The following is a 12,401-nucleotide window of genomic DNA, read 5'->3' on the forward strand; positions in this document are numbered from 1 at the left end:
TTACTTTGCCTCCCCTTCTAATGCCTTTTGTAGTTCTTCCTTAGGGATGTAGTAGCCAAAGTCGTCTTTAAGAGATCTTACAACCATACAGCCAATCGAGAATGCCATACCGCCGTAAAGTGCTAAATACCATAAGCCATTATCTGTTTGGTAAATAAAGCCAAATCCTGCAACGAAGAACCCTAATCCCATTAAGAATGGTATGAATGAACCGCTTGGCATATGAACATCATCTAAAGGTTCGCCTGGAGGAATTGTTCCATCACCTTCCATTTTTTCAATCCATAATGGGTCAAGACCACGAACCAGTGGAAGCTGTTCAAAGTTATAGTAAGGTGGTGGTGACGAAATAGACCACTCTAATGTACGTCCATCCCATGGGTCAGCAGATGCTTTTTCACCTTTCACCGCTGTATATACAATGTTTACGATAAACACAATTGTACCTACACCCATTAAAAACGCACCAATTGTACTAATGAAGTTACCTAATTCTAATCCTTGGTCATGTAAAAATACCCAGTAACGACGAGGCATTCCCATTAGACCTAAAAAGTGTTGAATAAAGAATGTTAAATGGAAACCGATAAAGAATACCCAGAACGTAAATTTACCCATACCTTCATGTAAAATACGTCCGAACATTTTCGGCCACCAATAATGAAGTCCAGCAAAAATACCGAAAATAGTTCCTCCAACAATTACATAGTGGAAGTGAGCTACAACAAAGTATGTGTCATGATACTGATAGTCAGCTACAGCTGAACCTAACATAACACCCGTCATACCACCAATTGTAAATGTAGGAATAAATCCTAAAACCCATAACATGGCAGAATTGATAGTAACTTGACCGCCCCACATTGTTAGGAGCCAGTTAAAAATTTTAATACCCGTAGGAACTGCAATTGCCATTGTTCCAACAGCAAAAATTGAGTTTGCAACTGGTCCTAGACCAACTGTAAACATGTGGTGAGCCCACACCATGAATCCTAAGAAAGCAATTAACATTGTTGCAAATACCATTGCAGTATAACCAAACAATCTCTTTCTAGAGAATGTTGCAATTACATCACTAAATATCCCAAATAACGGTAAAATGAGGATGTAAACCTCAGGATGTCCGAAAATCCAGAATAAATGCTGATAAATAATCGTATTTCCACCTAGTGCAACGTTAAAGAACGCTGTATCAAACATACGATCAAACATTAATAAGAATAAGTTAATCGTTAAAGGTGGGAAAGCAAACAAGATTAAAACACTTGTAATAAATGTTGCCCATGCAAATAATGGCATACGCATATATGTCATACCTGGTGCTCTCATCGTAACAATTGTGGCAATAAAGTTAATACCACCCATTAATGTACCAGCACCTGCAATTTGTAGACCAAGAATATAATAGTCAACACCATGACCCGGGGATTGCATTGCAAGAGATGCATAAGATGTCCATCCAGCATCAGGAGCTCCACCAGTCAGGAAACTGACGTTTAATAAAATTCCTCCGAAAAAGAACAGCCAAAAACTTAATGCGTTAAGAAATGGAAACGCTACGTCTCGCGCCCCTATTTGTAATGGCATGGCCGCGTTCATGAGCCCTATTAATATGGGCATCCCCGCTAAAAAGATCATTGTTGTACCATGCATTGTAATCATTTCATTGTAGAATCCAGCACTGATAAAGTCGTTTTGCGGCTTAATTAGCTGAATTCGAATAATGAGTGCTTCCAGTCCACCAAGGATGAAGAAGAAACCCCCACCTGCAAGATATAGGTGAGCAATTTTCTTATGGTCTACTGTCGTAAGATAGTCCCATAAGAAAGAACCAAAGCTTCGTTTTCCCGTAGCTGCAATACTACTCACATTAACAACCTCCTATAATGATCTTTAAACTTGTATAAGTTTTAAGACTAATCTTCCTTACTTTCTGCACTAACTTCAGATGGTTTTAATTGCAATAAGTATTCTGCAATTTTATCTGCTTCATCATCATTCACTTCCGGATATGCTCCAGTCATTAGGTTACCAGGTTTAAGTGACTCAGGATCTTGAATCCACTGAACTAAATTTTCTTTCGTTGGTTCTAAATATCCTGCAAATCTTGAACGGTCACCGAATTGAGTTAAATCTGGACCTATTGGTACACTCCCTGCAGAATAAGTCTGTGTATCAGTAGCGTGACAATTTAAGCACGCCTTCTCTTCAAATAGTTCTTTACCCTCTTGAGCAACAGCGTCTAATTCAAGTTTCTCTGAATCAAAGTTTTGCATATCTGCTACCCATTGGTCATATTCTTCTTGACTTACAACGACTATTTTAAAGTCCATTAATGAGTGAGAAGGACCACAGAGTTCAGCACATTTACCAAAATATACCCCTTCTTCATACGCTTCTAAATACATTGTATTTACGTTTTCCGGGTTTACGTCAAGCTTACCAGATAAACTTGGTACCCAGAATGAATGAAGAACATCTTTTGTAATTAAATGTACGTATACCTTTGTATTAACCGGAATATACAAATCCTGGCTCGTAGAAATTTCTTCATTTTGATAATCATAATGCCACCAGTATTGGTTACCAGTAACATCAATATTAATATGATCTTCTGCATCTGCATCATCTGCCAAGTGGAAAGTTGCAAACACGGTAGGAACTGCCATGATCACTACAAGAATAATTGGAATGATCGTCCAAACAGCCTCTAATGTTTTATTTCCTTCAACTTGTTCGGGATTAATTACTGGATCTCCCTTTTTCTTACGATAACGCATTAACACAATTACATACAATACCATTACAACTAGAAGTACAAAGGTCATAACCACCGTTGTTAAAATAATTAGTTGCATTGATATATCTGCACCATACCCTTTAGGCACAAGTGCTGTCAGATTGTCTCTACCACATGCAGATAGTATAAAGGCTAAAGAACCGAGTAAAAACAAGGCTCTAAATTTTCCCATCCAACCTTTCATGTATGCATACCTCTCTTTCTCCTATAATACTACATTGAATTTTCATCAAGGGCTGTTTTCGACTCTATGTATTATATTACTACAATTATCATTGTTAAGAATATAATAATTAAATATCCTAATGAATAGAAGAAAACAAAATTTGCCCATTTCAATACATTTTCCATGAAGAATCCACTAAAACCGATGATTAACCAAGCAACATTTAAGGTTGTTGCAACAGCTAGGAATGTATTACCTAATTCCCCTAAGAAAAAAGGTAAGGGAAGTAAACATGCAATGTAAACGACAATTTGTCGTTTTGTGAATTCAAAACCATGTACTGCAGGAAGCATAGGGATACCTGCTGCTTTATATTCTTTACAGTTTTTCATTGCTAATGCAAGGAAGTGAGGCGTTTGCCAAATAAACATTATTAAAAATAGTATGATTGGAACGATATGAAATAAATCTGGATTAATTGCCGCCCATCCAATTAATGGTGGAACTGCTCCGGATATACAACCAATTTCTGTATTAAGGGTATATCTTCTTTTCGACCAAATTGTGTATAAAACTACGTATGTAAACCAGCCAATAAAAGCTATGATTGCGGCGGTTACCGTTGTTAAATATAAAAGAATTAGTCCTAATATAGTAGAAGTAACACCTATAAATAACGTATTGTTTAATGATATTTTGCCGGTTACAGTCGGTCGTTCTTTCGTCCGACTCATAATTGGATCAATATCAACATCATACCAATTATTTAAAACACTCGCACCTATCAATACTAATGTACTGCCAATCATTGTCAGGAAAAATAAACTGATATTTTCCATGAATGATGTGTTTGTAAAATAAAGGGCAAGCCAATATCCTGCAAAAACTGTAAATAAATTGGAGTTTACTATACCTAATTTAATGACAGATTTAACATCCTTCATTGTAAATTTTCCATTATTTAAATTAGCAGACTCGTTGATTGTTATAGAAGAAGGTGTAACTTCTCCGTTAGCCATTTCATGATAGCCTCCCTTCACTTTTATAAATGAAAAAAATATAAAAAGATACACTATCTTAATATATTCTATTCAATATAGATGCTTCCCCTATTTACATAATTGAATTCATTGCACAGTATCCTATTGTACCATCTTTTTCAGATTCCATATACCAAAATGTATTTAGTAAAACATAAGTACAAATAGATACTACTTGAAACCTCTATCATTATTTTTATCAAACTTCATTTGAATTTGCAAGGAATTCTATTGTTATGAAAGGAATTTTGGCAGGAACAAGAAAAAGTATTACAAATCTGTGACAAGTAAATACTAATGTTAATTTTATGATCTAAAATAATTGCTTTATCCAATATATAGCCAGTATGATTAATTATAGTCATTAAAATACTGATTATTATTTGGTTATTACAATTATCTTATATCAATTGTAACCAGATAGGATTATATACAAAAAGTGAGGCTATTTATTATGATTAGAACAATTAAATGGCTATCGGTCGTTTCGACGGTAGGTATGATATTCATTTTATTAGGCGGTGCCCTTGTTACGAAAACAGAGTCAGGCATGGGCTGTGGGAATAGCTGGCCACTTTGTAACGGAGAATTAATTCCTACCAAAGTGACTGCAGAATTAATTATAGAATATAGCCACCGCTTGGTTTCTTCCATTATTGGTGTGACTGTTTTACTTCTTGCTGTTTTATCTTGGATGGTTATTGGCCATATTCGTGAAGTTAAATTTTTAGCATTCTTATCTTTTTCATCCTTGGTTTTACAAGGTTTGATTGGGGCTGCAGCTGTTATATGGGGACAATCTGATTTTGTACTTGCCATTCATTTTGGAATTTCATTAATCTCATTTGCCGCCGTATTTTTATTAATGTTGCTTGTGTTTGAAATCGATAAAAAATTTGATGCTACAACATTAGTTATTAAGAAAGACCATCGCATAGAAATATATTTATTAACTATTTTCACGACTGTTGTAGTTTATACCGGAGCACTTGTAAGACATGTTAATGCAAACCTAGTTTGTGGAAGCTGGCCATTTTGTAACAACAGTGCACCTTTCGCTTTTGCCGATTACAATTTCCATCAATGGGTACAAATGGGGCACCGCTTTCTTGCTGGGATACTCTTAATTTGGACAATTAGTTTTTTCATTAAAGTTATGAAAAATTACCGTGATAATCGAATCATGTATTGGGGTTGGGTTTCTACTTTAATTTTAATCCTATCTCAAGTACTATTTGGAGCATTGATTATCTTTACTCAATTAAATTTATGGATCGCTCTTTTACATGCATTGTTCATCACTTGTTATTTTGGTAATTTAAGTTACTTTATATTACTCTCCTATCGAAGTGCAAAGCAGGAAAATGAAGTATCGGTAAAAAATAATATTCCAACTTACAATATTGAAGCAAAAAATGAGATATAGGTAAATTACCTGTATCTCATTTTTTTAGGGAACTAAGGATTTCTCCCAATTCGTCCAAGGGTTCAGTTGTGGTGGATTAGAAGTGACTATTATTTTTTCTTTTTTAACTGGATGGACAAAAGACAATTGATGAGCCCATAAAGCAATTTGTTGGCCTGTTTTATTAACGTGACTACCATATAATTGATCACCATAAAGTGGGTGACCCAATTCTTTTAATTGAACTCTAATTTGATGAGATCTACCGGTTTCTAACATAATCTGCATCAATGTATACTTATTTTTACGTTCTAACGTTTTATAATGTAATATTGCTTTTTTAGCATCTGGAGAAGAACTATTTACAACAGCTACTTCATTTTTTCTTCTGTCTTTTTTTAAATAATGAATTAATGTGTCTTTTTCATTTGTTACCTTACCTCGGACAACAGCTAAATAGGTTCTTGCTAACTCTCTCTTTCGAAGCATATTAGCCATTCTTGAAGCGGCTTTTGACGTTTTAGCAAAGATGATTGCTCCACCGACTGGTCTATCTAGACGATGAACGAGACTAAGATAAACATTTCCAGGCTTTTGATATCTCTTTTTAATATCTTTTTTTAATATCGATAATAAATCTGGATCTTTGGAACGGTCTTCTTGTACAGGTACATTAACCGGTTTTTCTACAATGAGTAAATGATTATCTTCATATAAGATTGGTATTTCCATATTAATCAGCCTATACTTCCTTTCTTTCTGTAATTATTCCTGTTCTTACTCCATAGTATTTATCCGTTTTTTGATTGATGAAATTAAACTATATCTATTTTAGTGTAAAAAGAAAATAGGTAGAAGTATCAAACTTCTACCTACCTTATCATACTTATTCGAATTCGAGAAGTAGATCATTTACAGAAATAGCTGCTCCATCACTTACATGGATTCGTTTAATAACACCTTTAAATGGCGCTTGAATAGTCGTCTCCATTTTCATTGCTTCAGTGATAAGCAAATAATCCCCTTTTTCTACTTTATCTCCTTCTGAGCAAAGAATTTTAACAACAGTACCTGGCATAGTTGCTCCAATTTCTTTTGGTTTTTCTTTATTAGCCTTCGGTAACTCGGCTACTTGTGATGTAATACTTTTATCTTTAATTATTATCTCTCGTGATTGCCCATTTAGTTCAAAATACATTACTCTCGTTCCATCTGATCGTGGTTCAGAAATAGAAACAAGCTTAATAAATAACGTTTTACCTTGTTCAATTTCAACTTCGATTTCTTCACCTAAACGCATTCCGTAAAAGTAAGTTGGTGTATCAAGTACTGATACATCTGCATATGTCGTGGTGAAGTTATGATAGCTCATAAAAACGTCAGGATACAGTGCATAGGCAATCAAGTCAAAACTTGTTACTTCACGCCCAAGTTTTTCAAATAACTCATCTCTTAGTTTTTCAAAATCTACTGGCTCTAGTAATTTTCCTGGACGAACCTCAATTTTTTCTCTTCCTTTTAGTATAATTTCTTGTAACTTTTTAGGAAAACCTCCATAAGGTTGACCTATATCCCCTTGGAAGAATTCAATAACAGAAGCAGGAAAATCCATAAACTCTCCGCGTTCATAAATATCTTTTTCCGTTAAATTATTTTGAACCATAAATAAAGCCATATCGCCAACAATTTTAGAAGAAGGTGTAACTTTTACAATATCACCAAACATATCATTTACAGTTCGGAACATCTTCTTTACCTCATCCCAACGTTCTTCCAATCCTACCGCTTTTGCTTGCTGTTGTAAGTTACTATATTGTCCTCCCGGCATTTCATGGAAATAAACTTCTGAATGAGGAGATCTCATCCCACTTTCAAAGTCTTGGTAGTAATCACGAATCCCATCCCAATAAGACGAAAGTTCTTCATAATTATTGACATTGATATCTGGTTGATTTTTCGTTCCTTCTAACGCATGATACAAAGATTGTGCGCTTGGTTGTGAGGTTGATCCAGCCATAGATCCACATGCTACATCAACTACATCGACTCCTGCTTCAATAGCTCGTGCATACATATAGATACCATTTCCACTTGTATCATGAGTGTGTAAATGAATCGGAATATCCAATGTGTTCTTTAATTCAGTAATTAATTGATATGCTGCTTCCGGTTTTAACAGTCCAGCCATATCTTTAATTCCTAAAATATGGGCACCAGATTGTTCAAGATCTTTCGCTAATTTTGTGTAATACTCAAGATCGTATTTTCCTCTACCTTTATCAAGTAAGTTCCCTGTATAACAAATTGATGCCTCGGCAATTTTCCCACTATTTCTAACTGCTTCTATAGCAGGTTTTATTCCTTCTAACCAGTTTAAACTGTCAAAGATACGGAACACATCTATTCCTGCTTTAGCGCTTTCTTCAACAAAGGAAAATAACACGTTATCAGGATAATTTTTGTATCCGACAGCATTACTTGCTCGAAGTAACATTTGGAATAAAATATTTGGCATTTTTTCACGTAAATGCAAAAGCCTTGTCCAAGGGTCTTCTCTTAAAAAACGATACGCTACATCAAATGTTGCTCCTCCCCACATCTCTACAGAGAATAGCTCAGGTAAAAGGCGAGCTGTAGGTTCAGCAATTTGTTCTAAATCTTTTGTTCTTATACGAGTAGCCAATAGCGATTGATGAGCATCTCTAAATGTTGTATCAGTGAGCAACACTTTTTCTTGATTCTTTAACCAATTAGCCACATAATCTGGTCCATGTTCGTCAAGTAATTGTTTTGTTCCCGTTGGTATTTCATCCAAATGATTTACATGTGGAATATGAATTGGTGAAAATCTTGGTTTTTCTTTTTTAGGGACGCCATCTACCCCGTTTATCGTCATATCCCCAATATACGTTAACAGTTTTGTTCCACGGTCTTTACGTTTTGGAAACACAAAAAGCTCTGGTGTATCATCAATAAAATTAGTATCGTACTCACCCGAAGCAAACTGTTTATGCAAAATAACATTTTTTAAAAAAGGAATGTTTGTTTTTATTCCACGAATACGAAACTCTTTTAAATTTCTCACCATTTTTTGAGCAGCTTGTTCAAATGTCAGCGCCCAAGTAGAGACTTTTACTAATAGTGAATCATAATAAGGCGATATAACCGCACCTTGATATCCATTACCAGCATCAAGTCTAACTCCAAATCCTCCGCCAGAACGATATACCATTATCCTGCCTGTATCTGGCATAAAGTCATTTAATGGATCTTCTGTTGTTACTCGTGACTGAATTGCATAACCGTTTGTTCGAATGTCTTCTTGTTTTGGAATTCCGACAACAGGATCATGCAGACTACGTCCTTCTGCCACTTTAATCTGAGATTGAACAATATCTACCCCGGTAATCATCTCAGTTATTGTATGTTCCACTTGAATTCGTGGATTCACTTCAATAAAATAAAAATCTTCTCCAGTTACTAAAAATTCAACTGTACCAGCATTAATATAGCCTACATTTTTTGCTAGTTGTACAGCTGCTTCACAAATTCGGTCTCTTAATTCATCTGATAGAGATAAACTAGGTGCAACTTCAACGACTTTTTGATGACGTCTTTGTACAGAACAATCTCTTTCATATAAATGAACAATATTTCCTTGTTCATCCCCTATTATTTGAACTTCAATATGTTTTGGATTTTGAATGAATTTTTCTACATATATTTCGTCGTTACCAAAAGCGGTTTTTGCTTCAGAACGAGCACGTTCGTATGCTTCCTGTAACTCACCCTTATGATGAACAATCCGCATTCCTCGCCCACCGCCGCCTAGCGATGCCTTAATAATAATAGGGTATCCTGCATTTTCTCCAAATTTTTCAACTTCGGATATAGAAGAGACTGGTCCATCCGAACCTGGAATAATTGGTAATCCTGCATTAACCGCTTGAGATTTTGCTTTTACTTTATCGCCGAACATATCAAGATGTTCACTCGTAGGTCCAATAAAAATAATTCCTTCTTCTTCACAACGTTTAGCGAAATGAATATTTTCAGCAAGGAACCCATATCCAGGATGAATGGCATCAACACCAACATTTTTAGCAAGCTCAATGATGCCTTCAATATCTAAATATGCTTCAATTGGACCCTTACCCTCGCCAATCAAATATGATTCATCTGCTTTATATCGATGAAGTGCACTAGAATCTTCCTTGGAATATATGGCAACAGTTCGAATATCAAGCTCTGTACAAGCTCTAAATATTCGAATTGCAATTTCACCCCTATTTGCAGCTAAAATCTTATTGATTTTTTTTATATTGGCCATGTACTTCCTCTCCTATGTCTATATGTATTTAAATCTTCCGTTTCAATTACTTTTGGTTCTTGTTCTTGTAAATTAACTGTTCTTGCAACATTATTCAATATTCCCATCGATAGCATTAATACTAATAAGGATGAACCACCGTAGCTGATGAAAGGTAAAGTTACTCCTGTAATTGGTAATAGGCCACTAATGGCTCCTAAATTTATGATCGCTTGAAATCCGATCATAGATGATATTCCAATTGCCAGCAACGATCCAAAACTATTTTTACACTTCTTAGCAATATAAAGACCTCTCAGAACGATGACTGTAATTAAACCTATAACAATGATAACGCCAAAGATTCCAAGCTCCTCTGCAACGATTGCCATAATAAAATCAGTATGAGCTCCCCATAGATAACCTAATTTTTGTATACTTTGTCCTAAACCTTCACCACTTAATCCGCCCCCACCTATAGCAAGATATGATTGAATGAGATGAAATCCTTCTGATTCAGGATTTAAAAAAGGCTGATATGCACCTGTAAAACGTGCAATTCGAGTTTCGGTTATCATTTTGGGGAAGATCATTAAAATAATTGCACTACTAAATAAGCCCAACAACAAGATATGTTTCATTCGAATTCCGGAACTAATAATAAGCGTTCCAACGATTAATAAAATAATCGTAGCTGTTCCGATGTCCGGCTGTAATACAATTAATCCTACCATTACAACCGTTAAAAAGAGTGGAGGTAATACTCCCTTCTTAAAGTCATTGATATACTGCTGTTTTTTTGAGTAGACTGATGCCAAGTAAATAATTAAAGCCAACTTAACAAACTCGGATGGTTGGATATTAAAACCTAGAAGCTCAATGGAACGTGTCGCCTTATTTGCGGTTTCTCCAAAGAGGAGTACAGCAATTAAAAGGATTCCACTAATTACAATGATTGTTTTTGTCAAATTTTGATAATATTTATATGGAAATATACAACAAAATATATATCCTATCAAGGCAAGAACAAACCACTGAAGTTGTTTAAAAAAATAATATGTACTATCCAGACCATCTACTACTGCTGAAACCATACTTGCACTATAGATCATCACAATCCCGAATCCAGCTAATAAAACGGGTGTGATAATAAGCGTATAATCATAGCCTTTCATTCTCTCTTTCACAAATAACACCCCAAACATTTTTAAGACTATACAGAAAAAATGTATATATAAATTATATGGGAATTTTGTCTTAAATGCTAGAGCATTATTTCATTTTAACTAACAACGTTACATGAAAAGTTCGAAAATTTCAAAGGTTTTTTTCATAATTTCACAATTTGTTCACATTTTACTAAGAATAAGATTATTTCTTGCTAAAATAAATGGATTTAATTAAAAAATAACATAAATAAAAAAACTTTGCTTATTCACCCTCAATGCAAAGTTTTTTCTATCTATCACTGTTATTTTTTTAATTCAATTGTTCTTTGTGCCGCTTCATGTAAAAAACTTAATTTTCGTTCTAAATTATCGAGTAACTCTCGACCCTCCGCTTCTGTTATTAAATCCAAACGAACAGCGAAATCTATTTCCCTTGATAAACCAAACATTTGGGTGTCCAAAACCTCTTCATATAACGGACATTGCGGTGTCATTAAGTTATCTATTTGAACTTCGATCAGTCGTAGAATTTTTTCAGCATCGTCTCTAAGTAACGAATATGCTTTCTCACGCTGAACCATCGTAATTTGAGGCATTTACTTCATTCCCTCCATCACATTATAAATATCTATTATTAGACTCAATGTGGACAATACACTTTAAAATAATAGTATCGTTATATACGATAAATTGCAAATAGTAAACAAGTATTATTGTATATATGATAATATGATTATGTTAGTTATATTATAGCTAGTTTTTTGGGAGATAAGAATTCATTTTAGTGAAATGTAGTCCTAACTTTGATATTCTAAGAAGAGATATATTATAAAGAGGTGTAAGTATGATTGTACAATTAAAGGGCAATATCCGTTTTCCTATCACATTAGATCCAACAGTGTGGATTTTCGATGATCGTAAAGTTATTTTGGAAGAAGCATTCATTGAACGAAAAGATCAACCTGAGGAAGATAAATTGGCAAAAGCAGCGGAATTATTTGATCAAGAAATTTATTTTCAAAAGAAAATTAAACCTCCTGTTAATAATAGTATTAATCGTTTTGATAAAGAAAAAACGCTGACAAACTCATTTGTCATGCCAATTGCAGACTTTATAAAAACAGCAGAAATAAATAATGATGCATCAAGAGCAATATTAAAAACAAAAGAGGATGACGTAGTAATTAGTACAGATCAATTAGAATCAGCCTACTTCTTATTTGCTCTCGAAGGTAAACCTTTGAAAGAAGACGGACCTGTTCATTTGTTTTTTGGAGATGGATCAAATAAAGAAACACCAATAAAAGGTATTTACGAAATTATAATTGATTAATTATCCTAATATATTTTACTACATATTTAAACATTCTGGTTGTGAGACAAATCAAACAACCAGAGTGTTTTTTTAATGTAAACAAAATTTATTTCTTTTTGAATTTTATTGTATAAAAGGGGTTCTTTTACTAACAATATGAATGAACAAATGGATTTGTTAGTAAAGGAGACTAAATT

9 protein-coding genes are annotated in these 12,401 nt (G+C 34.3%); 2 read left to right on the top strand and 7 right to left on the bottom strand.

The window, feature by feature from the left end; all coding sequences use genetic code 11:
• From ctaD to cyoE, 3 genes are all read right to left on the bottom strand, one after another.
• Entirely contained in the window at positions 1–1,869 is a 1,869-nt protein-coding gene (gene ctaD, locus SPD48_RS13680; protein WP_336258686.1) for a cytochrome c oxidase subunit I, read from the bottom strand.
• Positions 1,870–1,916: 47 nt separating this feature from the next.
• Entirely contained in the window at positions 1,917–2,984 is a 1,068-nt protein-coding gene (coxB, locus tag SPD48_RS13685; RefSeq protein ID WP_336258687.1) for a cytochrome c oxidase subunit II, read from the bottom strand.
• Positions 2,985–3,055: 71 nt separating this feature from the next.
• The gene (gene cyoE / locus SPD48_RS13690; protein WP_336258688.1) at positions 3,056–3,985 is read right to left on the bottom strand and encodes a heme o synthase; all 930 of its coding nucleotides are present in this window, start codon (positions 3,983–3,985) and stop codon (positions 3,056–3,058) included.
• A 475-nt stretch (positions 3,986–4,460) separates the two neighbouring features.
• Here cyoE and SPD48_RS13695 point away from each other — a divergent pair, with 475 nt between their 5' ends.
• The gene (locus SPD48_RS13695) at positions 4,461–5,432 is read left to right on the top strand and encodes a COX15/CtaA family protein (protein ID WP_336258689.1); all 972 of its coding nucleotides are present in this window, start codon (positions 4,461–4,463) and stop codon (positions 5,430–5,432) included.
• A gap of 24 nt (positions 5,433–5,456) precedes the next feature.
• Here SPD48_RS13695 and SPD48_RS13700 read toward each other — a convergent pair whose 3' ends face one another.
• From SPD48_RS13700 to SPD48_RS13715, 4 genes are all read right to left on the bottom strand, one after another.
• Positions 5,457–6,143: an RluA family pseudouridine synthase gene (locus SPD48_RS13700; RefSeq protein WP_336258690.1), complete on the bottom strand. Its 687-nt coding sequence runs from the start codon at positions 6,141–6,143 to the stop codon at positions 5,457–5,459.
• 154 nt (positions 6,144–6,297) lie between these two features.
• Positions 6,298–9,741, bottom strand: coding sequence for a pyruvate carboxylase (pyc, locus tag SPD48_RS13705; RefSeq protein WP_336258691.1), 3,444 nt, complete (start codon positions 9,739–9,741; stop codon positions 6,298–6,300).
• A complete protein-coding gene (locus SPD48_RS13710) occupies positions 9,729–10,907 on the bottom strand; it encodes an FtsW/RodA/SpoVE family cell cycle protein (protein WP_336258692.1) in 1,179 nt (392 codons plus the stop codon). Before SPD48_RS13710 ends, pyc begins: the two co-directional genes overlap by 13 nt.
• 284 nt (positions 10,908–11,191) lie before the next feature.
• The gene (locus tag SPD48_RS13715) at positions 11,192–11,485 is read right to left on the bottom strand and encodes a YlaN family protein (RefSeq protein ID WP_336258693.1); all 294 of its coding nucleotides are present in this window, start codon (positions 11,483–11,485) and stop codon (positions 11,192–11,194) included.
• Between the two features lie 248 nt (positions 11,486–11,733).
• On the opposite strand from SPD48_RS13715, the gene SPD48_RS13720 reads away from it, so the two are divergent.
• Positions 11,734–12,222, top strand: coding sequence for a hypothetical protein (locus tag SPD48_RS13720; RefSeq protein WP_336258694.1), 489 nt, complete (start codon positions 11,734–11,736; stop codon positions 12,220–12,222).
• The last annotated feature ends 179 nt before the right edge of the window (positions 12,223–12,401 follow it).

It is taken from the genome of Pseudogracilibacillus sp. SE30717A (assembly GCF_037071985.1).
Lineage (GTDB): Bacteria > Bacillota > Bacilli > Bacillales > Amphibacillaceae > Pseudogracilibacillus.

Bases quoted from the DNA above. Each gene is read 5' to 3' on its own strand.
- SPD48_RS13720 (WP_336258694.1), top strand. From the start codon at position 11,734: ATGATTGTACAATTAAAGGGCAATATCCGTTTTCCTATCACATTAGAT.
- coxB (WP_336258687.1), bottom strand. From the start codon at position 2,984: ATGAAAGGTTGGATGGGAAAATTTAGAGCCTTGTTTTTACTCGGTTCT.
- SPD48_RS13715 (WP_336258693.1), bottom strand. From the start codon at position 11,485: ATGCCTCAAATTACGATGGTTCAGCGTGAGAAAGCATATTCGTTACTT.
- cyoE (WP_336258688.1), bottom strand. From the start codon at position 3,985: ATGGCTAACGGAGAAGTTACACCTTCTTCTATAACAATCAACGAGTCT.
- SPD48_RS13695 (WP_336258689.1), top strand. From the start codon at position 4,461: ATGATTAGAACAATTAAATGGCTATCGGTCGTTTCGACGGTAGGTATG.
- SPD48_RS13700 (WP_336258690.1), bottom strand. From the start codon at position 6,143: ATGGAAATACCAATCTTATATGAAGATAATCATTTACTCATTGTAGAA.
- pyc (WP_336258691.1), bottom strand. From the start codon at position 9,741: ATGGCCAATATAAAAAAAATCAATAAGATTTTAGCTGCAAATAGGGGT.